Annotated in this window: 24 protein-coding genes and 1 tRNA gene; 14 read left to right on the forward strand and 11 right to left on the reverse strand. The window is 63.2% G+C overall.

The features are described from left to right. Window positions 1–5: 5 nt before the first annotated feature. The 5 genes from WA950_RS16575 (at window position 6) to argC (ending at window position 3,756) form a co-directional block, all read left to right on the forward strand. Window positions 6–437, forward strand: coding sequence for a PaaI family thioesterase (locus tag WA950_RS16575; protein ID WP_424552818.1), 432 nt, complete (start codon window positions 6–8; stop codon window positions 435–437). Between the two features lie 228 nt (window positions 438–665). Beyond that, window positions 666–1,130 carry a 50S ribosomal protein L13 gene (gene rplM, locus WA950_RS16580; protein ID WP_424552819.1) on the forward strand — a complete coding sequence of 155 codons (465 nt, stop codon included), beginning with the start codon at window positions 666–668 and terminating at the stop codon, window positions 1,128–1,130. A 2-nt stretch (window positions 1,131–1,132) separates the two neighbouring features. After that, complete coding sequence (gene rpsI / locus WA950_RS16585; RefSeq protein ID WP_424552820.1) at window positions 1,133–1,609, forward strand: 30S ribosomal protein S9; 477 nt, start codon at window positions 1,133–1,135, stop codon at window positions 1,607–1,609. A 188-nt stretch (window positions 1,610–1,797) separates the two neighbouring features. Next, window positions 1,798–2,751 carry an agmatinase gene (gene speB / locus WA950_RS16590; protein WP_424552821.1) on the forward strand — a complete coding sequence of 318 codons (954 nt, stop codon included), beginning with the start codon at window positions 1,798–1,800 and terminating at the stop codon, window positions 2,749–2,751. A 72-nt stretch (window positions 2,752–2,823) separates the two neighbouring features. Further along, window positions 2,824–3,756 carry an N-acetyl-gamma-glutamyl-phosphate reductase gene (gene argC / locus WA950_RS16595; protein WP_424552822.1) on the forward strand — a complete coding sequence of 311 codons (933 nt, stop codon included), beginning with the start codon at window positions 2,824–2,826 and terminating at the stop codon, window positions 3,754–3,756. 22 nt (window positions 3,757–3,778) lie between these two features. Here the strand turns inward: argC and WA950_RS16600 are convergent, their stop codons facing one another. Next, window positions 3,779–4,855: a COX15/CtaA family protein gene (locus WA950_RS16600; protein ID WP_424552823.1), complete on the reverse strand. Its 1,077-nt coding sequence runs from the start codon at window positions 4,853–4,855 to the stop codon at window positions 3,779–3,781. Between the two features lie 196 nt (window positions 4,856–5,051). Here WA950_RS16600 and WA950_RS16605 point away from each other — a divergent pair, with 196 nt between their 5' ends. Both WA950_RS16605 and WA950_RS16610 read left to right on the forward strand, forming a co-directional pair. Beyond that, window positions 5,052–5,270: a DUF2842 domain-containing protein gene (locus WA950_RS16605; protein WP_424552824.1), complete on the forward strand. Its 219-nt coding sequence runs from the start codon at window positions 5,052–5,054 to the stop codon at window positions 5,268–5,270. Window positions 5,271–5,438: 168 nt separating this feature from the next. Next, window positions 5,439–6,686 (forward strand): GNAT family N-acetyltransferase, encoded by a 1,248-nt coding sequence (locus WA950_RS16610; RefSeq protein ID WP_424552825.1) that lies wholly within the window; start codon window positions 5,439–5,441, stop codon window positions 6,684–6,686. Here WA950_RS16610 and WA950_RS16615 read toward each other — a convergent pair. Next, window positions 6,683–8,914 carry a GumC family protein gene (locus WA950_RS16615; RefSeq protein WP_424552826.1) on the reverse strand — a complete coding sequence of 744 codons (2,232 nt, stop codon included), beginning with the start codon at window positions 8,912–8,914 and terminating at the stop codon, window positions 6,683–6,685. The genes WA950_RS16610 and WA950_RS16615 overlap by 4 nt on opposite strands. Before the next feature lie 197 nt (window positions 8,915–9,111). Here WA950_RS16615 and WA950_RS16620 point away from each other — a divergent pair, with 197 nt between their 5' ends. The 5 genes from WA950_RS16620 (at window position 9,112) to WA950_RS16640 (ending at window position 14,886) form a co-directional block, all read left to right on the forward strand. Next, complete coding sequence (locus tag WA950_RS16620; RefSeq protein WP_424552827.1) at window positions 9,112–9,687, forward strand: polysaccharide biosynthesis/export family protein; 576 nt, start codon at window positions 9,112–9,114, stop codon at window positions 9,685–9,687. Window positions 9,688–9,692: 5 nt separating this feature from the next. Next, the gene (locus WA950_RS16625; RefSeq protein ID WP_424552828.1) at window positions 9,693–10,832 is read left to right on the forward strand and encodes a glycosyltransferase family 4 protein; all 1,140 of its coding nucleotides are present in this window, start codon (window positions 9,693–9,695) and stop codon (window positions 10,830–10,832) included. Window positions 10,833–10,937: 105 nt separating this feature from the next. Further along, complete coding sequence (locus tag WA950_RS16630) at window positions 10,938–12,491, forward strand: undecaprenyl-phosphate glucose phosphotransferase (protein ID WP_424552829.1); 1,554 nt, start codon at window positions 10,938–10,940, stop codon at window positions 12,489–12,491. Next, window positions 12,488–13,735 carry an O-antigen ligase family protein gene (locus tag WA950_RS16635; RefSeq protein ID WP_424552830.1) on the forward strand — a complete coding sequence of 416 codons (1,248 nt, stop codon included), beginning with the start codon at window positions 12,488–12,490 and terminating at the stop codon, window positions 13,733–13,735. Before WA950_RS16630 ends, WA950_RS16635 begins: the two co-directional genes overlap by 4 nt. Next, window positions 13,732–14,886, forward strand: a complete 1,155-nt coding sequence (locus tag WA950_RS16640) for a glycosyltransferase (protein WP_424552831.1) — start codon at window positions 13,732–13,734, stop codon at window positions 14,884–14,886. The genes WA950_RS16635 and WA950_RS16640 overlap by 4 nt, the downstream gene beginning before the upstream one ends. Before the next feature lie 53 nt (window positions 14,887–14,939). Here the strand turns inward: WA950_RS16640 and WA950_RS16645 are convergent, their stop codons facing one another. Together WA950_RS16645 and WA950_RS16650 are read right to left on the reverse strand one after the other, a co-directional pair. Further along, window positions 14,940–15,191 (reverse strand): GlsB/YeaQ/YmgE family stress response membrane protein, encoded by a 252-nt coding sequence (locus WA950_RS16645; RefSeq protein WP_424552832.1) that lies wholly within the window; start codon window positions 15,189–15,191, stop codon window positions 14,940–14,942. 119 nt (window positions 15,192–15,310) lie between these two features. Then, window positions 15,311–15,387, reverse strand: a tRNA-Pro gene (locus WA950_RS16650). 395 nt (window positions 15,388–15,782) lie between these two features. On the opposite strand from WA950_RS16650, the gene WA950_RS16655 reads away from it, so the two are divergent. Further along, window positions 15,783–16,001, forward strand: a complete 219-nt coding sequence (locus tag WA950_RS16655) for a dehydrogenase (RefSeq protein WP_424552833.1) — start codon at window positions 15,783–15,785, stop codon at window positions 15,999–16,001. 209 nt (window positions 16,002–16,210) lie between these two features. Here the strand turns inward: WA950_RS16655 and WA950_RS16660 are convergent, their stop codons facing one another. From WA950_RS16660 to WA950_RS16685, 6 genes are all read right to left on the reverse strand, one after another. Then, window positions 16,211–16,741 carry a MerR family transcriptional regulator gene (locus WA950_RS16660; protein WP_424552834.1) on the reverse strand — a complete coding sequence of 177 codons (531 nt, stop codon included), beginning with the start codon at window positions 16,739–16,741 and terminating at the stop codon, window positions 16,211–16,213. Between the two features lie 128 nt (window positions 16,742–16,869). Beyond that, window positions 16,870–17,208, reverse strand: a complete 339-nt coding sequence (locus WA950_RS16665) for an integration host factor subunit alpha (protein WP_424552835.1) — start codon at window positions 17,206–17,208, stop codon at window positions 16,870–16,872. 145 nt (window positions 17,209–17,353) lie between these two features. Then, entirely contained in the window at window positions 17,354–18,325 is a 972-nt protein-coding gene (locus tag WA950_RS16670) for a beta-ketoacyl-ACP synthase III (protein WP_424552836.1), read from the reverse strand. 1 nt (window position 18,326) lies between these two features. Further along, window positions 18,327–19,382, reverse strand: a complete 1,056-nt coding sequence (plsX, locus tag WA950_RS16675) for a phosphate acyltransferase PlsX (RefSeq protein ID WP_424552837.1) — start codon at window positions 19,380–19,382, stop codon at window positions 18,327–18,329. A gap of 118 nt (window positions 19,383–19,500) precedes the next feature. Further along, window positions 19,501–20,055 carry a YceD family protein gene (locus WA950_RS16680; RefSeq protein WP_424552838.1) on the reverse strand — a complete coding sequence of 185 codons (555 nt, stop codon included), beginning with the start codon at window positions 20,053–20,055 and terminating at the stop codon, window positions 19,501–19,503. An 18-nt stretch (window positions 20,056–20,073) separates the two neighbouring features. Then, complete coding sequence (locus WA950_RS16685; protein ID WP_424552971.1) at window positions 20,074–20,628, reverse strand: ubiquinol-cytochrome C chaperone family protein; 555 nt, start codon at window positions 20,626–20,628, stop codon at window positions 20,074–20,076. A gap of 152 nt (window positions 20,629–20,780) precedes the next feature. On the opposite strand from WA950_RS16685, the gene WA950_RS16690 reads away from it, so the two are divergent. Continuing rightward, entirely contained in the window at window positions 20,781–21,248 is a 468-nt protein-coding gene (locus tag WA950_RS16690; RefSeq protein ID WP_424552839.1) for an outer membrane protein assembly factor BamE, read from the forward strand. 74 nt (window positions 21,249–21,322) lie between these two features. Here WA950_RS16690 and WA950_RS16695 read toward each other — a convergent pair whose 3' ends face one another. Beyond that, window positions 21,323–23,458, reverse strand: a complete 2,136-nt coding sequence (locus WA950_RS16695; RefSeq protein WP_424552840.1) for a sodium-translocating pyrophosphatase — start codon at window positions 23,456–23,458, stop codon at window positions 21,323–21,325. Window positions 23,459–23,588: the final 130 nt, after the last annotated feature.

Genomic DNA, 23,588 nt, shown 5'->3' on the forward strand with positions numbered 1-23,588 from the left:
ACGCCATGGAACTGACGCCGATCATGGACCGGGAAGCGCTGAACCGCTTCCTCGAAACCGACTTTCCGCAATTGCACACGGATGGAAAGATCTTCGAGGTGATGGAGGTCGTCCCCGGTTCGGTGATCATGCGCCTCGTGCCCAACGAGCGGCATCTGCGCCCCGGCGGGACGATTTCCGGCCCGACCCTCTTCGCGCTGGCCGATGTGAGCGCCTGGTGCACGGTGCTCGCCCATATCGGGCCCGTGGCGCTTGCCGTCACCACCAGCCTCAACATCAACTTCCTGCGCAAGCCGGAACCCGGCCCCCTCTCCTGCACATGCCGGCTTCTCAAACTGGGCAAGCGGCTGGCGATCATGGACGCATCGATTTTCGACGAGGCCGCAGACAATCTGGTGGCGCACGCGACCGCGACCTATTCGATTCCGCCGCGATAATTTGTGGTATCCAAACACCACAAAGCTAACACGCTGTTTTTATTGACATATCATTAGTCGCGCCCGGATTGCGTCCCTTGACGTCAAATCGGCGCTCGCTTATAAGCCGCTCCAGATCGAGGCCCTCGCTGGCCACGGTCGCCTTTGGCATCCGCAAGGCGCCAAACCAAGCAACAAGAAACGCCCATGGCCGCAAGGTTATGGGACCTGAAAAGAGAGAGACCTCCCATGGCAACCTTCGTACAGAAGCCCGCCGAGGTAGAGAAGCAGTGGATCCTCATCGACGCCGAAGGCCTCGTTGTCGGTCGCCTCGCTACCCTCATTGCCAACCGCCTGCGCGGCAAGCACAAGGCCACCTTCACGCCCCACGTCGACGACGGTGACAACATCATCGTTATCAACGCTGACAAGGTCGTGTTCACCGGCAAGAAGTACTCCGACAAGAAGTACTACTGGCACACCGGTTACCCGGGCGGCATCAAGGAGCGCACGGCTCGCCAGATCATCGAAGGCCGCTTCCCGGAGCGCGTCCTTGAGAAGGCTGTCGAACGCATGGTTCCGCGCGGCCCGCTCGGCCGTCGCCAGATGAAGAACCTGCGCGTCTACGCCGGTTCCGACCACCCGCACGAAGCCCAGCAGCCCGTCACCCTCGACGTCGCCAAGCTGAACAGCAAGAACACAAGGAGCGCCTGATAATGGCCGACCTCTCCTCGCTCAAGGACCTCGGCGTTGCCGCTGCAGCTCCGGCCGCTTCCGCCCCGGTTCACGTCAAGAAGGTTGACGCCCAGGGCCGTTCCTACGCAACCGGCAAGCGCAAGGACGCCGTCGCCCGCGTGTGGGTCAAGCCGGGCTCCGGCAAGATCACCATCAACGGCAAGTCGTTCGAAGCCTATTTCGCCCGTCCGGTCCTGCAGATGATCCTGCAGCAGCCGATCGTCGCAGCTGCCCGTGACGGCCAGTTCGACATCGTCGCCACCGTCGCCGGCGGCGGTCTTTCCGGCCAGGCCGGTGCCGTTCGTCACGGCATCTCCAAGGCACTGACCTACTTCGAGCCGGGCCTGCGTCCGGTCCTCAAGAAGGGCGGCTTCCTGACCCGCGACTCGCGCGTCGTCGAGCGCAAGAAGTACGGCCGTGCAAAGGCACGTCGTTCGTTCCAGTTCTCCAAGCGTTAATCGCTCGGAAGACTTGTTCTTCAGGAAAGGCCGGGGTTCGCCCCGGCCTTTTCGTTTTCCGGACCAGCCAAATCCAACGAAGGAGCGCAGGGGCTGGTCGTCCGCGCCGGCGCAGGATCGCCGAAAAAATCCGCTTGCCTTGAAGGCCGCGATTGGCGAACGTCCCGCCAGACTTCGGAGGAGTTTTCATGGCCAACAAGACGATCGACCACGCCATCACCGCAAGGGCGCTGAAAAGCGCCGCTTCGGATCCGACCCATGCGGGCATCCTCTCCTTCATGCGCCGGCGCTATACGAAGGTGCTGAAAGATGTCGACGTGGCGGTATGGGGTATTCCCTTCGATGCAGCCACCTCCAACCGTCCCGGCACGCGCTTCGGGCCGCAGGCGATCCGCCGCGCCTCCGCGATCATGGACAACGACCCGCAATATCCCTTCGAGCGCGATCTCTTCGAGGACATGGCCGTCATCGACTATGGTGACTGCCTGCTCGACTACGGCAACCACCAGAAGACACCGGCAACGATCGAGCGCGAGGCCAGGAAGATCCTCAAGTCCGGCGCCTACCTGCTGACGCTCGGGGGCGACCATTTCATCACGCTGCCGCTGCTGCGCGCCCATGCGGAAAAGCACGGCCCCCTCTCCCTCGTCCAGTTCGATGCGCATCAGGATACCTGGGCGGATGAGAAGGGCCGCATCGATCACGGCTCCTTCGTCGGCACTGCCGTGCGCGAGGGACTGATCGATCCCGCGACCTCGATCCAGATCGGCATCCGGACGATTGCGCCGGACGATTGCGGCATCCGCATTCTCTACGGCTATGACGTCGAGGACATGAGCGCCGGCGCGATTGCCGAAACGATCATCCGCCATGTCGGCGACCGGGCCACCTATCTGACCTTCGACATCGACTGCCTCGACCCGGCATTCGCCCCGGGCACCGGGACGCCGGTCTCCGGCGGACCCTCGAGCGCAAAAATCCTTTCCGTCATGCGCAAGCTCGGTGCGCTGAATGTCGTGGGCTCCGATGTCGTGGAGGTCGCGCCAGCCTATGACCATGCGGACATCACCGCCATCGCCGGTTCGACCATTGCCATGTACATGCTCGGCCACCGCGCCGAATGGCTGGCAGAGCGCCGCTGAAGCGGCATTGAATGCGACAAGGCAAGGGGCTATATCGGCCGCATACAGGGCTTTGACAGGATTGGATTGCAGATGAAACCGAAGATCTTCATCGATGGCGAACACGGCACGACGGGTCTGCAGATCCGCACGCGCATGACCGACCGCAACGATGTCGAGCTGCTCTCCATTCCGGAAGCCGAGCGCCGCAACGCCGCGCTGCGCGAAGACCTCCTGAACAGCGCCGACGTCGCCATCCTCTGCCTGCCGGACGATGCGGCAAGGGAAGCGGTCGCCATGGTTTCCGGCAACAACCAGGTGCGCATCATCGACACCTCGACGGCGCACCGCGTCCACCCGGACTGGGCCTATGGCTTTGCCGAAATGGACCGGGAGCAGCCGAAGAAGATCGCCGAGGCCCGCTATGTCGCCAATCCCGGCTGCTATCCGACCGGCGCCATCGGCCTCGTCCGCCCGCTGCGGCTCGCCGGCCTTCTGCCGGAAGACTACCCGATCACCGTCAACGCCGTCTCCGGCTATACGGGCGGCGGCAAGCAGATGATCGCGCAGATGGAAGATGCGGGCCACCCCGAGCACATCGATGCGCCGCACTTCCTCTATGGCATGCCGCTGAAGCACAAGCATGTGCCGGAAATGCAGGTGCACGGCATGCTGTCGCGCGCGCCGCTCTTCTCGCCTTCGGTCGGAAAATTCGCGCAGGGCATGATCGTACAGGTACCGCTCTATCTCGCCGACCTCAACGACCATGCCTCGCTGGGCTCGATCCATGCGGCGCTGGCCGATCACTATGCCGGCCAGGACATCGTCGAGGTGGTTGACCTGAAGGAAAGCGCCGCGCTCGCCCGGGTCAACGCCGTGGAACTGGCCGATACGGACCGCATGAAGCTCTATGTCTTCGGCACCGCCGGCGCGCCGCATGTCAATCTCGTCGCCCTGCTCGACAATCTCGGCAAGGGCGCCTCGGGTGCGGCGGTGCAGAACATGGATCTGATGCTGAAGGGCTGATTCACAGCCCTTCCATCCCCTCCTACCGCTCCATTTCTCCATAGAAGCCGCGCCAGTGGGCGATGGCGAAGCCAAGAACGATCAGCGCGCCGCCCTGATGGGCGAGCGCCCAGCCGATCGGGACCTGCCAGACCAGCGTCAGGATGCCGATCGCGGCCTGCACGCAGACGAGGCCGAACAGCACGAGGGAACGGCGGGCATGCGTCGTTTCCGGTGCGGCGCGCAGCGACGAGACCATGTGAACCAGCGCGAGCGCGAAGAGCACATAGGCGCCGATGCGGTGCACGAACTGGACGGTCTTGGGATTCTCGAACAGATTGATCCACCACGGCTGCTGCAGGAAGAGCCCGCCGGGCACCACCGCCCCGTCCATCAACGGCCAGGTATTGTAGCTGAGGCCCGCATGGAGGCCGGCGACGAGCGCCCCGAGATAGATCTGGAAGATGGCCATGCAGGCGATGATGCCGGCCAGACGCTTCGAGGACACGGTCGGCGCGGCATCCTCGCTATGCGGTGCGAGCGCCCGCATCAGCCACGCCGTCCAGGCGAAGATCAGACAGGCGATGGTAAGATGCGCCGCCAGCCGGTACTGGCTCACCGAAACACGTTCGGCAAGCCCCGACGTCACCATCCACCAGCCGATGAATCCCTGAAAGCCGCCGAGCGCCAGAAGGCCGACAAGCGGCCAGCGCATCTTCTTCTCGATGCGGCCGGTCAGCCAGAAAAAGGCGAGCGGCACGGCAAAGACGAAGCCGATGGAGCGCGCGATCAGCCGGTGCGCCCATTCCCACCAGAAGATCGTCTTGAACTCCTCGACGGTCATGTCCTTGTTGATCTGCTCGTATTGCGGAATGCGCTGGTAGAGCGCGAACTCCTCCTGCCATTCGGCAGCGGTGACCGGCGGGATAACGCCGTGGATCGGCTTCCATTCGGTGATGGAGAGGCCCGAGCCGGTAAGGCGCGTCGCCCCCCCGACCAGCACCAGCACGAACAGCGTGAACAGCACGAAGCCAAGCCAGCGGCGAACCTGCCGGCGATTGCGGTCGATCCTGTCCGTTTCGTTCAGGCTGCGGTATGCGGTCACGGTCGTGGCGCTCATTCTATCGGCTCCTGTCAGCACGGCGGCCAGGCCGCCATTCTGCTAATTCTTCGCAATTTTGGCGGCAAAACCGCGCGCGCGCTTTTGCCTTGACTGCTCCAGCGTTGATTTGCCTGACCGGCCCGTGCAAAACAAGGCCCGAACCTTTGCGGCATGCCGTCGCGGCCCTGACGCGCCATGAAATGAAAGACCGAAAATGCCCCCTCGCCTCAGAAAACTGATCGGCACGGTACTGATCATCATCCTCGTGCTCGTCTATGCGCTGGTCGCGACGACCGTCGCCACCGCCACGCTCGGACAATCGCCGTGGTATATCCATCTGCTCTATTTCACCGTCACCGGCATGCTCTGGATCCTGCCGGCCATGCTCATCATCAAGTGGATGGAAAAACCGGGCAAATCGCGCGACAAGTAAGCCGCGACCTCGATCGTCGGCGTCATTATGGAATTGCTAACCGCGCCTGCCGATTTCCTCGACCGAGGAAGCAGGCTGGTGGAAGGTTTAAACCATTTTCGCAAGCCTCGCGCCTATACTTGTGCCGTGGCGGTGCAGCCGCTGGCCAGAGACATTGAGGTCGGAGCGATGGGACTGCAGACGAAGGAGCCCGGGCGCGAGCTGGCGGATCCCGCTTCGGCAAGCGCCGAAGACGGCCTTCGCATGCCCGCCGCCCTGCCGCTCACCCTTCGCCTGCATGATCGCATCGAACCGCTGGAGACACAGTGGCGGCTGATCGAGGCCGACAACCACCTGTCGCTGCACCAGAGCTACGACTGGTGCCGGGCCTGGATCGAGACGCATGGCTGCACGCTGCTGATCATTGAGGGCGTTTGCGACGGGCGCACCCGGTTCATCCTGCCGCTCGAAATCCTGCGCCATGGGCCGGTGCGCATCGCTCGGTTCATCGCCAGCGACTTCAGCAATATCAATACCGGGCTCTACACCAACGAATTCCGCGCGCCTTCCGCGCCGCAACTGCTGCATCGGGCACTGCGGCAGGCCCGCAGGCAGCTTGCCGGCTTTTTCGATCTTCTCGTGCTTGAAAAAGTACCATTGGACTGGCGCGGCATGGCGAGCCCCTTTGCCGGCCTGCCTTCCACGGTGAACCAGAACGCCGCCTTCCAGCTCGAACTCTTCGCGGATTTCGAGCAGACGCTGGAGCAACTCAACGCCAGACGCCGGCGCAAAAGGTATCGCAGTTCCGAGCGGCGGCTCTCCACGCTCGGCGGCTATGAGCATGTGGTGGCGCAGGAGGGCGAGCAATCGCTTGACCTGCTGGAGCGGTTTTTCCGCCAGAAGGCCGCGCGTTTCGAGGCGATGGGCCTGCCGGATGTCTTCCACGACGAACAGACCCGCAGCTTCTTCCGCAGACTCGTCACAATGCCGGCAGCGGACGAAGACTATCCACTTCGTCTTCACGCCCTGCGGCTCAGGGGCGAACATGAGGGGCATGTCGCGGCGATCACCGGCCTGTCGCGCAAGGGCGACCATGTGATCTGCCAGTTCGGGTCGATCGACGACAGCATCGCAGCCGATGCCAGCCCCGGCGAGTTCCTTTTCCATCTGGCGATCGAGCGGCTGTGCGGCGACGGCGCCCGCCTCTTCGATTTCGGCATCGGCGACCAGCCCTACAAACGCTCCTGGTGCAGGATCGAAACGGTGCAGCACGACCTGCTCCTTCCGGTAACGATGGCCGGCCGGGCAGCGGCGGTCACGCACCGGGCGAAAACCGTCGCCAAGCGCTTCATCAAGCAGAACCCGCAGATATATGCCGTGGTGCGACGCATCCGCTTCGGTAAGGCCGAACCGGACCGCAGCGTGGAGGCCGACTAGGCCGCCCGACGCCCCGGATGGCGGGGCGGTTCTGCCCCCTCACCCGTCATCAGGACGATCTCGTTGTAGCCGGCCTCGCCGAACGCGCCGATCAGTTCGACGATCTCGTCTTCCTGCGCGCCGGGAATGGAGAGGATGATGTCGGTTTCCTGGCCCCGCGTCAGGCGTCGCACGCCTTCCACTTCCGCCGGACCGCATTCGACAATCACCGTATCATAGGCGTCTGACAGCGAATCGATCACCATCGCCAGCCGGTCGATGCCGCGCATGGCGCGCTTGATGTTGGCATTGCCGCGCGGAATGATATGCGCGCCGGAGAGCCGGTCGCCGTGAATGATATCGCCGAAGGCAGCGTCCCCGACCAGAAGGTCGGTGATGCCGGGCAGATGGACGGATTGCGCCATCAGGCGCGTTGGGCAGGCCGAGCCCGTCAGGTCGATGATCAGCGTCTTGCGGTGTTCTTCCGCAATGTGGCGGGCAAGCATGACGGTTGCGGTCGAGCCGCGATCGCCGGAGGGCGAGACGGACACCGTGACGGAAATGTTGTTCTCGATCAGATGCCTGGCGACCGCGGCAACCGAAAAGTCGCCGTCATCTGCCGGGCCGGCTTCAGCAACGGGGGCTTCCTGCGCCTCGTCCTCGTCTTCCTCCACCGGACCGATGTCCGACAGCAGGGATCGTGCCGGCGCATGGATATCCCGGATGGCGCCATAGTCGGGGCGGGTCGCGCTATCCTTCGGGATGACAGGGTCGCGCAGCGTTGCGACGGGGACCAGTTCTGCCTCGTTCTCCTCGCGGCGATAGGGCGCGACCGCGGCGGCCCCCACCGGCTTCAGGGCACGGCCGCTGAAGAGTTCGGCCAAGAGGATGGCGATGGCGCTGAGCGCAAAGCCGGCAATGCCGCCGACGACGGTGATCGGCACGACCTTCGGGAAGGAAACCTCCGTCGGCTCGACGGCGGCGGAGATGACGCGGGCATCGGCCGGGGTGGAGCTGCTGTCGGTGCGGGTCGTCGCTTCGCGGTAGCGCGCGAGATAGGTTTCGAGAAGCTGGCGCTGGGCCGTCGCCTCGCGCTCGAGGGCCTTCAGGTCCACCTCTTCCTCACCGGCGCGGGCGGCGTTCGCCTTCAACACATTGAGCTGCTGCACGAGTTGCGATTCGCGCAATCCCGCCGTCTTGGCCTCGTTTTCGAGGCTGGAAAGAATCTTCTGGGTTTCCGCCTTGATCTGTACGCGGACGCCGGCGAGCTGCGCGCGCAGGCCCTTCAGCCGCGGATGCCCCTCGAGCATGGACGTGGAGAGGTCGGAGATCTGGCCCTGGATCTGCGCCTCGCTCTCCTTCAGCCGCTGGATCATCTGCGAGCCGACGACATCGGTCAGCGTATCGGGCGCGCCGCCGGACTTCAGCATCGCGCGCACACTTTCAGCACGCGCCTCGGCATTGGCGCGCTCGCCGCGAACGCGGGCGACCTCCGCCGAAATATCGTTCAGCTGCTGCACGGCGAAATTGGAATTCTCGCCCGTCGGCAACAGGCCGGATTGCGAGCGGTATTCGGCGACCTTCTGCTCCGCCTCGCGCACCTTTTCGCGCAAATTGGCGATTTCCGGCTCCAGCCAGCGCGTCGCCTCGGAATTGGTATCGAGCTTGGCGCCGCTCTGGAGGGACAGATAGACCTTGGCCATCTCGTTGGGGATTTCGGCGGCAAGGCGCGGATCTTTCGAGGAGAACTCGATGCCGATAACGCGCGAGCGCTCCACCTGATAGACGACCAGCTTCGAGGTGAACTCCTTCAGCACCCGCTCTTCCGGCGGAAGATCGAGCGGGTTCTTCTTTATGCCGAGCAAAACGAGGAGGTCGGAGACGGCCGAAGGTTTCGCCGTCGTATCGAACTCGTCCAGTTCGTAGAGCTTCATGTTGCGCGCGACCTGCTTGATAAGGTCGGAGGACTGCAGGAGCTGCACCTGGCTGGCGATCCCGAGCTCGTCGAAGGCAGGCCGTTCGCCGCCCTGCGCGCGGTCCTGCCCCGTCGTGAAGGCCGGCTCGCGCGTTTCGATCAGAAGACGCGCCTCCCCCTTGTATTTGGGCGCGATCAGGTTGGCGCCGACGAAAGCGACACCCGCGCAGGCGACGGTCGCCAGTAGGACGCGCATGCGGTTACGCCAGATCGCGCCGAACAGACCGCCAAGGTCGATGTCGACATCCTGCTGTCTCTCGTGAACGCCCGACATATCCGCACTCCAAACACAACGATTTCCGCGCACGGTAAACAAACATGGTAACGCAACAGTTAACCACCATAAGTAGCAAAAATATAATTCACCCTCATTTCGAGAATTTTTTCGCCAAGGTGCGCAGTTTTTACCAGTCGTTAACCCTAACGGATTGATAACGGGCCCAGACTTCAGATTTGGGATTGGAACCGCGAATGGGTTTCGCATCGATCAACAAGGGCATGCTGCTCGCGCTGGCGCTCATCGCGCCGGCCGTTTCGGGCTGCAGCGGCTATCGCCCCGCTCCCAAGGCTTTTCACGAGGCCACCATCCAGCCTTACCGGCTGGACAGCGGCGACCGCTTGCGCGTGACCGTCTTCGAACAGGCCGGCCTCAGCAACACCTACACGATCGATCAGGCCGGCTATGTCGCCTTCCCGCTCATCGGCGCGGTGCCGGCGCGCGGCCAGACAATCCAGGAACTCGAGAAGACCATCGCGACCAAACTGCGCCAGGGCTACCTGCGCGATCCCGATGTCTCCATCGAGATCGATCGTTACCGCTCCATCTACATCATGGGCGAAGTCGGGCAGGCCGGACAGTACAGCTATGTCGCCGGCATGACGATCCAGAACGCCATCGCCGTTGCCGGCGGCTTCTCGCCGCGCGCCAACCAGCGTGACGTCGATGTAACCCGCAAGATCAATGGCAGGGTCATCACCGGACGCGTCTCCATCTCCGATCCGATCCTGGCCGGCGACACTATCTATGTCCGTGAACGGCTGTTCTGAGAACCATGGATGACGATGGGCGGCTGCGCATCATTCATTGTTTCCGGTCCCCCATCGGCGGCATCTTCCGCCATGTGCGCGATCTTGCGGAATTCCACGTCAAGGCGGGCCATGACGTCGGCATCATCTGCGACAGCCTCACCGGCGGCTCGTTCGAGGATTCGCTTTTCGACGAGATCCGCCCCTATCTTCCGCTCGGCCTCGTGCGCCTGCCGATCAGCCGGTCGATCAGCCCGAGCGACCTCGTCGCCTTTCGGGAAAGTTATCGTGAAATAAAAGGTTTGCGGCCGGATGTCCTGCACGGGCACGGCGCCAAGGGTGGCGCCATTGCCCGGCTCATCGGCTCAGCCCTGCGGGTCAACAGGTATCGCGTAGCCCGCCTCTATTCGCCGCATGGCGGCAGTCTCCACTACACCAACCGCACGGCGGCAGGACTGACGATCCTGACGGCCGAGCGGCTTCTCGAACCGCTCGGCGACGCGCTCACCTTTGTCTGCGACTACGAGAAGGAGGCCTATGCCGCCCGTGTCGGCCGGCCGCGCGTCAGGGCGGAGCGAATCTACAACGGCATACACGACCGCGACTTCGAGATGGTCTATCCGCGCGAGGATGCGGTCGACTTTCTCTATATCGGCATGCTGCGCGACCTGAAGGGGCCGGATGTCTTCATCGACGCCTTCGCCCGCACCGAGCGCCTCGTCGGCCGGCCGCTTTCGGCCCTGATGGTCGGCGACGGGCCGGACAAGGAAAAATACGAGCAGATGATGCTCCAGCTCGGCCTCGGCCGTCGCATCGGCCTCATGCCCTCCATGAGGGCGCGCGATGCCTTCGCGCTCACCCGCAATGTCGTCGTCCCCTCCCGCGCCGAGGCGATGCCCTACATCGTGCTCGAGGCCCTTGCCGCGCGCAAACCGGTCATCGCCAGCCGCGTCGGCGGCATTCCGGAAATCCTCGGACACGACAGCATCGCGCTGACGGAACCGGGCGACGCGCAGTCGCTCGCCGCCGCGATGGCGCAGGCGGTGAGCGATCCGGCCTGGCTGCGCACGGTCATGCCACAGCCCGATGCCTTCAAGGAGGCATTCTCCGCCTCCGCCATGTCAGGCGCGCTGCTTGACCTGTATCGCGATCTCCTCGTCCGCTGAAGCGGCGTGAAACGGGACGCCTTACGAGGCCCGCGCCCGCTACAACGTAAACGTTTCTTAGGGGCTTGATGCTATGCCGGGAGAAAGCCTCCACAGGTGCGTATCATGAACCATGTCGACAAACCCGCATCCTTCGATCCTGAAGCTCTGAGGCGCAAAGTCTCGGAAATCCGGGCGAATGCCTCCGGAGACGATGCGGAAGACGCGATCGTCGAACTCAATCCGCTCGCCCAGAAGATCGCGCAACAGTTCCGTCAGGACACCTATTCGCCGGCCATGATCACCGGCCTGCTTCGCCTTGGCGAGTTTGCGGCGCTTCTGGCCATCGGCTATCTGGTCCATTCGATCTATGTCGGCATGGGCATGACCGCACTCTATGTACTCGTGCTCGTCGGCGGTGCGGCGATCGGCGTGCTGTTGCTCCAGCTTGCCGATGCCTATCAGGTTCCCGCGCTCCGCTCACCGCTGCGCATGACGCCGCGCATCCTCGCCGCCTGGGCCACGACCTTCGCCGCCATGGCGCTCGTGCTGTTCTTCTTCAAATCGGGCGATCACTATTCCCGCGTCTGGTTCGCCTCCTGGTTTGCAACCGGCGCCGTCTATCTCGTCATTGAACGCCAAGTGATCGCCTATGCGATCCGCCGCTGGGCCCGCAACGGCACCATGGAGCGCCGCGCCGTCATCGTCGGCGGCGGCGAGCCCGCCAAGGAACTCATCCGCACGCTCGAGCACCAGCCGGAAAACGACATCCGCATCTGCGGCATCTTCGACGACCGTGACGAGCGCCGCTCGCCCTCGATCATCGCCGGCTACCCCAAGCTCGGCAATGTCGCCGAACTCGTCGAATTCGCCCGCCTCGCGCGGATCGACATGCTGATCATCTCGCTGCCGCTGTCGGCCGAAACGCGCATCCTGACGCTTCTCAAGAAGCTCTGGGTGCTACCCGTCGATATCCGCCTTGCCGCCCATGCCAAGGGCCTGCGCTTCCGTCCGCGCAGCTATTCGCAGGTCGGCAGCCTGCCAATGCTCGACATCTTCGACAAGCCGATCGCCGACTGGGACAATGTCGCCAAGCGCATCTTCGACATCTTCTTCAGCGTCGTCGCGCTCCTCCTGCTCTGGCCGGTGTTCATCGGCGCGGCAATTGCCGTGAAGCTGTCCTCGCCCGGCCCTGTCCTCTTCAAGCAGAAGCGTCACGGCTTCAACAACGAGATCATCCAGGTCTACAAGTTCCGCTCGATGTACACCCACCTTTCCGACCCGACGGCGCGCGCCGCGGTCACGAAGGGCGACCCGCGCGTGACCCGCGTCGGCCGCTTCCTGCGCAAATCCTCGATCGACGAACTGCCGCAGATCTTCAACGTGCTGAAGGGGGAGCTTTCCCTCGTCGGCCCGCGCCCGCACGCCATCGAGGCCCAGTCGCACGACCGCAAATATGTCGATGTCGTCGACGGTTACTTCGCCCGCCACCGCGTGAAGCCGGGCGTCACCGGCTGGGCGCAGATCAACGGCTGGCGCGGCGAGATCGACCATGACGACAAGATCCGCTTCCGCACGGAGTTCGACCTCTACTATATCGAGAACTGGTCGCTCTGGCTGGACCTCAAGATCCTGTTCCTCACACCGCTCCGGCTGCTCAATACGGAAAATGCCTATTGAGCGACGCGGCCCTCCCCTACACAGCACCCTTCCGGCCGCAACTGGCGGCCCTCGGCATTATCGGCTCCATGCTGGTGGCGGTGGGCGTGTTCCTGTCGGGGTTCGTCATCAGCGAGCCGGCGCCCTACGAGCTGTTCATGGCGGGCCTGATCGGCCTGTGGGCGATCGTCGGCCTGCGCATCTCGCGCGGCGTCGCACCGCTTCTGGTGTTGCTCGTGCTGTTCAATGTCGGCGGCATGCTCTCGCTGACGGTCATGAAGGAACTTGCCGGCGGGCCGATGTATGTCGCCGTCTCGCTGTTCCTGGCGCTCTCCGCCGTCTTCTTCGCGGCAATCGTCGAGGCAAGGGCAGCGCGGCTCGAACTCATCTTCAAGGCATGGGTGGCCAGTGCGCTGATCACCTCGCTGCTCGGTATCCTCGGCTACTTCCACGCCTTTCCAGGCGCGGAAGCCTTCACGCTCTATGACCGCGCCAAGGGCGCCTTCCAGGACCCGAACGTCTTCGGCCCCTTCCTCATCGCCCCTTCGCTCTACCTCATGCACGGCCTGCTTTCCGGCCGCATTCTCGCCGCGCCGCTGAAGGTGATCGGTGTTCTGATCCTGGCGCTCGGCGTCTTTCTCTCCTTCTCGCGCGCGGCCTGGGGGCTCTATCTCTTCTGTGTCGTGGCGCTCGTCTTCATCATGCTGCTCAAGGAGCGGACCGGTACGTTCCGGCTGAAGATCCTCATCCTCAGCCTGTCGGCGGCCGGCCTCATGATCCTCGCTCTGATCGTCGCGCTGCAGTTCGACAAGGTGGCCGATCTCTTCTCCAGCCGCACGCAGCTCGTACAGGAATATGACAGTGGCCATCTTGGACGTTTCGACCGTCACCGCATCGGCTTCCTGATGGCCATGGAAAGGCCGCTCGGCATCGGCCCCATGGTGTTCAGCACGATGTTTCCCGAAGACGAGCACAATATCTACCTGAAATCCCTGACCACCTACGGCTGGCTCGGCTTTGCCTGTTATATCGTGCTGATCGGCTGGACGCTTTCGGCCGCTTTCAAGGCCCTCCTGCGCGACCGGCCCTGGCAACCCTTCCTGATGATCTCCTTCATCACTCTCCTCGGCCACAGCGTGATCGGCATCGTCATCGACACGGACCACTGGCGTCACTTCTACCTGCTGCTCGGGGTGCTGTGGGGATGCCTTGCCCTGGAACGGCGCCACAACCGCAAGATTGCAGCGGACGCCCGCGCACCATGAACAGCCCGGCAAACCGCAGCCCGCGCCAGTTGCGTCTCATGGAGGTGCTGGAGCCGAGCGGTGGCGGCTCCGGCCGCCATTTCATCGATCTGTGCCGGGGCATGCAGGCGCACGGCCACATCGTGCATGCCGTCTATTCGCCGGTGCGGGCGGATGCGCGTTTCGTGGAAGAACTCACCTCGCTGGGCCTTGCCGGCGTACACACCGTCGCCATGGCGCGCAGGCCCGGCCTTTCGGACTTTGCCTCCTGGTGGGCGCTTCGCCAGGCCATGCGCCGCGCCGGCCCCCTCGATATCATCCACGGCCACAGTTCCAAGGCGGGGGCGCTTGCCCGCATCCGTCTTCCCGGCCGCCATGTGCCCCGGGTCTACACGCCGCACGCCTTCCGCACCATGGATCCAGGCCTCGGCGCCGTCGGGCGCACCATCTACGGTTCGATCGAAAAGCTGCTCGCCCGCGCCTTCACCGACCGGCTGATCTGCGTCTCGGCGGATGAATATGCGCATGCCCGCACCCTCGGCATGGCGCGCAACAGGCTTGCAATCGTCGTCAATGGCGTTGACACGCCACCTTCGGGCTCCCGCGCGGCTGTGCGCGATACGCTCGCCATTCCGCGCGATGCCCTGCTCTTCGGCTTCGTCGGCCGCCTCAGCCATCAGAAGGCGCCTGAACGCCTCGTCGCAGCCTTCGACCTTCTGGCCGGTCGCATGCCGCACGCGCACCTCCTGATGATAGGCACCGGCGAGATGCAGGGCCGGCTTCGCCTGCAGATCGAGGCCAGCAGCCACGCGGCCCGCATCCACCTTACCGCAGGCCTCACCGGCGTGCAGGCCATGGCATCGATCGATGCGCTCGTCGTGCCGAGCCGCTACGAAGCAATGTCCTATGCCATGCTCGAGGCGGCCGCAGCCGGAAAACCCTTGATCCTGTCGGATGTCGGCGGCGCTTCCACCGTCTTGAAGGATGGCGAGAACGGCATGCTGGTCGAAAATGCCGACGACCCGAAACACCTTGCCAACGCCATGTTGCGCCTCAGCGAGCCCGAGTGCCTCGCCCGCCACGCCGCCGCCGCCCATGCACGCAGCCGCGACTACAGTCTCGAGCGGATGATCAACGAAACGGAAGCGATCTATCGCAGCCTCGCGGCATAACAAAAAGCCGCCCCTCTTGCGAAGGGCGGCTCTGAAAAAATGCCGGCACCGGTCTATCGTCTGATCGCTCGGGCCAGCGCGATAAGGATACAGGCGCCGATGAAGCCGGCGATGAGATAACCGATCCAGCCGCCCAGCGAGACGCCGATCAGGCCCAGCAAGAGATTTGCCACCGCGGCGCCTACGATCCCGAGCACGATGTTCATCAGCAGGCCCATGCTGCTTTTCATGAACATTTCGGCGAGCCAGCCGGCGACACCGCCGATGATGATGGCCGCGATCCAGCCGATACCTGCGTCTTCCATATGCGTCTCCTCAAGCTCCAGATGTTACCGGCGCGACAGCCGGCACATGGAAACGCAACGGGAGGATGAAAGTTCCATGCGGGGGGAACTTTCATATGTATCAGCGATAAAAGGAAAAATGGTCGGAATGGCGGGATTCGAACCCACGACCCCTTGACCCCCAGTCAAGTGCGCTACCGGGCTGCGCTACATTCCGGACCGCGCAAACCTCTATATTCTCAGTGTTTTGGATGCAAGCCCAAAAATCGGAAGATGGAACAAATGTGGATAATTGTCTGCCGTCGGGCGGCGGGATCCCCCTGGATTTCTTTTCGTAACCGTACCGGAAACGCCAAATCGGACCTTCCCGGACATTAGACGAAAGTCGTACAGTGCCTTTGCTCGCTTGTCATTTGCGAGCACTCCCCCGCGTCACCGAGCCAAACCGTGACGCTTGTTTGCCCCGCCATAGTGCGGGGCTTTTTCGTTTGGGATTGCCCTTTGGCTGGTTGACTCCAATGCAAATTGGAACATAATAAGAACAAACATCAGAACATTCATTTTCGGCAGTTCATTCAAAGGCTTGCTGTGCACCCACAGGAGATTGCAGTCGTGCGACCGCTTCACGAGTACGAAGCCGAGAAGGCTCCAGGCCTGGACGAGAACGATGCCATATGCGCCACGCTAGCCTGGCATGACGGCGATGCCCGAGCCGCGATCGCGACGCTCCTCGCCGATTGCGCCCATCTCCGGCGCCAACTGGAACTGACGCGCGCCGCGATGGGGCGTGGTTTCACGCGCGGTTGGGAACCGACAGCGCTGCGCGAGTGAGACAGCTGCACCGGCATGCTGCTTCCGCATTCCTGCTACGGGCCGCGCTGGAAATTGCCGGTATTGACGCCCACGAAAACAGCATGAAAGGCCGCATGGCCTGACAGGCTTGGCTGGTTTCAGCAAATTCATGCGGGATATGGCGCGGGGCCGCAACAGGGCATGTGTCCTCGCTTGAAGGAGCACGAATGCCCTGCCCGCCCTGAGGATCAGCGTACCTGATCGAGCAGACGCTTGCATTCGAGCAGGTCGTAGAGCGCTTCCTGAAGCAGGGCGCGGTCTTCCTTGCCGACGCTCGTCTTGCCGAGCGAGATTTCCGGCGCTTCGTCGCTGCCGCCGACGAAGGAAAAGAAGCGGCGGCTGGCGGGCGCCTTTGCGCGGCCGACGATCTGGTCCTCGTCGCTGCCGGCCTTCGGTGGTGTGGGATCCTCGTGGCTGGCGGCGGCCAGCGCCTCGACGGTGGCAAGATCACCGCTCGCGATGGCGGCGACAAACCTGTTGCCATTGACCTTGAGCAGCTTCTGCACGCCCTTGATCGTATAGCCGTGATCGTAGAGCAGATGCCGGATGCCCTTCAGGAGATCGACGTCCTCGGGGCGGTAATAACGCCGTCCGCCGCCGCGCTTCATCGGCTTGATCTGCGTGAAGCGCGTCTCCCAGAAACGCAGCACATGCTGCGGCAGGTCGAGATCGTCGGCAACTTCGCTGATGGTGCGGAAAGCGTCCGGGCTCTTTTCCATTCTACCCTCGATGAAAGGTTACGCCACCGGCACAACGGGGCGCTGGCGAATCGTATTCATTTCAGCGGGTTGTCGGGCGGTATTCAAGTTTCAAATTGCCGCCGCCCGGCAACAGGCATGAAAATCGCTCAGGCTGCGGGCGAAGCCGGCTTCAGTTTCGCCTTGCGCGAGAGATGGGACTTCAGCACCCGCTGCTTCAGCACGTTCGACGCCTTGAAGGTCATGACGCGGCGTGGCGAAATCGGCACTTCCTCGCCGGTCTTCGGGTTGCGGCCGATGCGCTCGTTCTTGTCGCGAACCTGGAAGGTCGCAAAGGAAGAGAGCTTTACGCTCTCGCCCCGCACGATGGCGTTGCAGATCTCATCGATCACGGTTTCCACAAGCTCTGCGGATTCGGTTCTGGAAAGGCCGACCTTTCGGAAAACCGATTCGGCCAGATCTGCGCGTGTCACCGTTTTTCCGCTCATCGTTCCTCACCGATTTCCTATTGAAAGCGTATGGTTAGTGGCGGAAGAGTATTGTCCTTGGCCCCTCGGGTCAAGCGGCCCCGCGCAGGCTTCGATCCGTGCCGGCACATGCCGCGTTTCCCACTTTTGCCGAGCGTGTTCGCGCCTACCAGCGCAGCAGCACCGCGCCCCAGGTGAAGCCGCCGCCCATGGCCTCCAGAAGCACCAGATCGCCTTGCTTGATCCGCCCGTCCTCAGCCGCCGTGGCGAGCGCCAGCGGGATCGACGCCGCCGACGTATTGCCATGCAGGTCGACGGTCACGACGACTTTTTCCAGCGGAATGCCCAGCTTCTTCGCCGAACCATCGATGATGCGCTTGTTCGCCTGGTGCGGCACAAGCCAGTCGACGTCATCCGCGTTGAAACCGGTCGCGTCGAAGGACGAGTAGACGACATCGGTGATCATGCCCACCGCATGCTTGAAGACCTCGCGGCCCTCCATGCGCAGGTGCCCGACCGTTCCGGTCGTGGACGGGCCACCATCGACATAGAGCTTTTCGCGGTGCGCGCCGTCGGAGCGCAGCTGCGTCGTCAGCACGCCGCGGTCTGTATTGGTCCCTGCCCCTTCCTGCGCTTCCAGGATGATCGCGCCCGCACCGTCGCCGAACAGCACGCAGGTCGTGCGGTCTGTCCAGTCGAGGATGCGCGAAAAGGTCTCTGCGCCGATCACGAGGACGCGCTTTGCAAGGCCGCCGCGGATATAGGCATCCGCCGTTGTCACCGCATAGACGAAGCCGGAGCAGACGGCCTGCACGTCGAAGGCAAAGCCGTGATGCATGCCGAGGCGGTTCTGGATGTTGACCGCGGTCGCGGGAAAGGTGTTGTCCGGCGTCGAGGTCGCAACGATGATGACGTCGATGTCAGCGGCGGTGAGGCCGGCCTTGTCCAGCGCGGCGCGCGCGGCGGATTCGCCGAGCGAAGCCGTGGTCTCCCCCTCGCCGGCAATATAGCGCTGGCGGATGCCGGTGCGCTGCACGATCCACTCGTCGGACGTGTCGACCATGCTTTCCAGCTCGGCATTGCTGAGCACCCGCTTCGGAAGCGCCGCTCCGAAACCGCGGATCACTGAACGAATCATTCTATACCTCGTCGTTCACGCCCTGGGCGCCTTCGACAGGCCGGCCCGCGTGATACTTCTGCAAATCTTTTTCGATCTTGTCCCTGAGACCGTTGCGGGCCATGTCGTAGCCGACATCCACCGCCGCGGCAAAGCCCTCGACATCCGTGCCGCCGTGGCTCTTGATGACGATGCCGTTCAGGCCAAGGAATACACCACCGTTGACCTTGCGCGGGTCCATCTTCTCGCGCACCCGGTCGAAGGCGCTTTTGGCCAGAAGGTAGCCGAGCTTGGCAAGCCATGTGCGCGACATGGCGGAGCGCAGATATTCGGCGATCTGCCGCGCTGTGCCTTCCGCCGTCTTCAGCGCAATATTGCCGGCAAAACCTTCCGTCACCACGACATCCACCGTACCGCGACCGATATCGTCGCCTTCGACGAAGCCATAGTAGTCAATCGTGTCGAAATTGGCCTCGCGGATGAGCTGGCCGGCGGCCTTGACCTCTTCCTGGCCCTTGATCTCCTCGACGCCGACATTGAGCAGGCCGAGCGTCGGCTTGTCGATCTCGAAGAGCGCGCGCGCCATGGCGCCGCCCATCAGCGCGAAGTCGAAAAGCTGGTTGGCATCGGCGCCGATCGTCGCGCCGACGTCCAGCACGATACTTTCCCCTTTCAGGGTCGGCCAGATGCCGGCAATGGCCGGGCGTTCGATATTGGCCATCATGCGGAGACAGAACTTCGACATGGCCATCAGCGCGCCGGTATTGCCGGCGGAAACGGCGACGTCGGCCTCGTTCTTCGCCACGGCATCGATCGCCTGCCACATCGAGGATTTGCCACGGCCGCGGCGCAGCGCCTGGCTCGGCTTCTCGTCCATGGCGACGGCGACATCGCAGTGATGGAAGACGCTTGCCGCTTTCAGCTTCGGATACTGATCCAGCAGGGGCTCGCATTCAGCGGCAATGCCGTAGAGCACGAAGCGTATTTCGGGATGACGCTCAAGGGCCTTGGCTGCGCCGGGGATAGCGACCTTCGGACCGAAATCGCCACCCATGACGTCGACTGAAATTCTGACCACGCGTGTCTCGCCTTACTTTCTTGTTCCAGCGGCAGAGGGGCCCACCATGGCGGAATTCGGCCAAAATACCGCTTTTCGCCGGGGGCACAACTGAATTATCGGGCGCTGTTAGGGCCGTTCAGTCTTTTTTCCAGTCCTTCAGGACGGCAAAGGGCGACGGCTTGCGGTCGTCCTCGTCGCTGCTTTCGATATGGCCAGCAAAGGCCGTATCGGGCTTGCGTGGATAGGGATCGATGGCCAGCGCCACATGTTCGGCAGCGACCGCGCCGGCGTCGATCGTGTCGCCGGTGAAGACTTCCGGTGCGTCCGGGCCTTCGGGGTCGAGCAGCATTTCACCGGTATCGGTTGCCACCGGAAGCCGCGCGAGCTTCGAGCCCTCCGGCACGAAAATCACCTCGATCGGCTCGTCGATATGGGATTCCACCGGATCGAGCGTGACCACGCAGGCCTGCACGATCTCGGCGGTCACGCGGCCCTTGATGCGCACGCCGTCGCGCTTCCAGCGCAACACCTGAAAGGTCGCCGAGAGCGCCTTCACATCCAGAACGGACCAAAGTTCGGCCAGCCCCGCGCGCTCTTCATCATTGGCGCTGATCGTCACCTCGACCGGGTTGGCCGAGATATGCCCCACCTTGACCCGGTAGGAAAATGGAGTCTCGTCGTCGTTCTTCATCGTCTGCCTTCCGGCCGCTCAGGCGGCCGCTTCTTCAGGACCGGGTTCCGCCACATCAAGCGCACCCACCTCGATCTCATTCTCGCCCACCCCCGCCATCGCCTTTTCGGCGGCGAAGAGATAGGCGGCCAATCCTGCCATCGACGGCGCGGTCTCATCCGCTTGCGGATAGATATTACGCCGGAGCGCCGCAGCCAGCCCGTCGCGATCTCCGGTGTCGAGCGCGGCCGCATAGGATTCCAGCCGACCGTAGAACATGCCGGCAAATTTCTTCATGCGCTTCGGCACGCCGACATCGCCGACGCCGAGTTCGCGAATCGAATGATCGACGTCCTCGAAGAACGCATCGACGATCTCCTGGGCGATCTCCTGACCAGACGTACCGCTTGCGCGCGTGCGCCGGAAGTAGAGGATCAATATGGCCGACAGCATATCGAAGCGTCCCATGACCGTGTCAGGAACATCAAGCGTCTCATAGAGATAGGGATGCCGCGCCGCCTTCGTAAGGGTCGCGTACTGCTTTTCGACAATACGCCGATTGCCGTTTTTTTTGCCGAACAGGCCGAAAATCATCATAAAGCCTAGTTTTGCCCGATTCAAATCATGGAGCCGTTGCATGTCATGTTGCATGACGGTCGAAGCTGGTTTACCGAAGCAGGCATGAATTGCAATGGCTGCGCGGCCATCATAGTCCCGGGGATGTTGTGAAGAGAGATTATGTGAATATGAAGTTGCTGCGTAACGCCGCCATTGCCGTCACCCTCTCGACAACGGTTCTCGCTGGCTGCCAGGGCCCGAGCGAAGTGCTGTATCAGGGCTATGTCGTCGACCAGGAAACGCTGGCGCTTGCACCGGTCGGCTCCTCCCGGGAGCAGGTTCTGCTGTCGCTGGGCACGCCATCCTCGACCGCAACCTTCGACAACGAGGTCTTCTACTACATTTCGCAGAAGCGTAAGCGTGCCGCGGCCTTCATGAAGCCGAAGATCGTCGAGCAGAGCGTACTCGCCGTCTATTTCGACAAGGACGGCAATGTGGGACGCCTTGCTCACTACACGCTGCAGGACGGCAAGGTCTTCGACATGATCGCGCGCGTGACGCCGACGGGCGGGGCCGAAACCACCTTCCTCGGCCAGTTGCTGCGTGGCGGGGCCAATCCGGGCTCCATGCTCAAGAACGTCTTCGGCAACAACTGACCGACTTCCACGAACAAACACAAAAAAACCGCGGGGATCGCTCCCCGCGGTTTTTTGTTTGCACATCCTGAAGATCAGGCGAGAACGGCCAGCAGCAGCAGGGCCACGATATTCGTGATCTTGATCGCCGGGTTCACAGCGGGGCCCGCCGTATCCTTGTAGGGATCGCCGACGGTGTCGCCGGTGACGGAGGCCTTGTGGGCTTCCGAACCCTTCATGTGCCGGTTGCCGTCCTTGTCGACGAAGCCGTCCTCGAAGCTCTTCTTGGCATTGTCCCACGCACCGCCGCCGGAAGTCATGGAGATCGCAACGAAAAGGCCGTTGACGATGACGCCGAGAAGCGATGCGCCGAGGGCGGCGAAGGCCGAGGCCTTGGAACCGGAAATGAGCAGCACGCCGAAATAGACGACGAGCGGCGCCAGAACCGGCAACAGCGAAGGCACGATCATTTCGCGGATCGCCGCCTTGGTCAGAAGGTCCACTGCCCGGCCATAGTCCGGCCGTTCCGTGCCGGCCATGATGCCCGGCTTCTCGCGGAACTGCCTGCGCACTTCCTCGACGATAGCCCCTGCCGCACGACCGACGGAGGTCATCGCGATGCCGCCGAACAGATAAGGTATCAGGCCGCCGAAGATGAGGCCCGCCACCACATAGGGATTGGACAGATCGAAGGAGATCGGTCCCATATCCGCGAAATAGGGATACTTCTCCCCGTTCGCCGCAAAGTAGGCAAGGTCGTTCGAATAGGCGGCGAAGAGCACCAGAGCGCCAAGACCGGCCGAACCGATCGCATAGCCCTTGGTGACGGCCTTCGTCGTATTGCCGACGGCATCGAGCGCGTCGGTCGACTTGCGCACTTCCGGATCGAGCCCCGACATTTCGGCAATGCCGCCGGCATTGTCGGTGACCGGGCCGAAAGCGTCGAGCGCCACGATCATGCCGGCAATGCCGAGCATGCCGGTCACGGCGATGCCCGTGCCGAAGAGGCCGGCAAGCTGGTAGGTGGAGATGATGCCGCCGACGATGACGATTGCCGGCAGGGCCGTCGATTCCAGCGAGACCGCGAGGCCCTGGATGACGTTGGTGCCGTGGCCGGTGACCGACGCCTGGGCGATCGAGTTCACCGGACGCTTGTTGGTGCCCGTATAATATTCGGTGATCACCACGATGAGCGCCGTGACCACCAGTCCGAGCACGCCGCAAAGGAAGAGGTTCGTCCCGGTTATCTCCTTTCCGGCCACCGTGCCGATGGCACCCCAGCCGACAGTAAGCGACGTCGCGGCTCCAAGGCCGAGGATCGACAGTGCCCCCGTCACGATCAGGCCCTTATAGAGGGCGCCCATGATCGAGCCGTTGGTGCCCAGCTTGACGAAGAAGGCGCCGATGATCGAGGTGATGATGCAGGCGCCGCAGATCGCCAGCGGATAGATCATGGCGCTCTCGAGAACAGGCGTGCCGGCAAAGAAGATCGCGGCAAGAACCATGGTGGCGACAACCGTCACCGCATAGGTCTCGAAGAGGTCGGCGGCCATGCCGGCGCAGTCGCCGACATTGTCGCCCACATTGTCGGCGATGGTCGCCGGGTTGCGCGGGTCGTCTTCAGGAATGCCGGCCTCCACCTTGCCGACAAGGTCGCCGCCGACATCCGCACCCTTGGTGAAGATACCGCCGCCGAGACGGGCGAAGATGGAGATCAGCGAGGCGCCGAAACCGAGCGCGACGAGCGAATCGACAACCTCGCGCGAGGCAGGTTCCTGGCCGAGCACGCCGGTCAGAACCCAGAAATAGATCGAGACACCAAGAAGGGCCAGACCAGCCACCAGCATGCCGGTGATCGCGCCTGACTTGAAGGCGATGTCGAGGCCGGAGGACAGGCTGACGGATGCGGCCTGCGCCGTGCGCACATTGGCACGGACAGAAACATGCATGCCGATGAAGCCGGCGACGCCCGACAGAACGGCCCCGATAAGGAAACCGACGGCAGCCGTTGCGGAAAGCAGTAGCCAGGCGCCGATGAAGACGACGATCCCGACGATGGCAATTGTTTTGTATTGCCGGGTAAGATAGGCCTGCGCCCCTTCCCGGATATAACCTGCTATTTCCTGCATGCGGGCATTCCCCTGGTCAGCGGCCAGCACCGACCGTGTCGCCCAGATGGCATAGACCACCGAAAGCAACCCGCATGCGATAACGCCAAACAATATGGTCATTTCGCTCTGTCCTCCTTGGAGGCCACAGGGTCCTCCCCCCGCAGCCGAGAAAACGCCCGCCCCTGCCTGCCACCTCACAAGCCGGGAGCGGACGCGCGGCCAGATTGCGGTTGCGAATCGGCTGCGTCAA

Source organism: Shinella sp. (genome assembly GCF_049651085.1).
Taxonomy (GTDB): domain Bacteria; phylum Pseudomonadota; class Alphaproteobacteria; order Rhizobiales; family Rhizobiaceae; genus Shinella.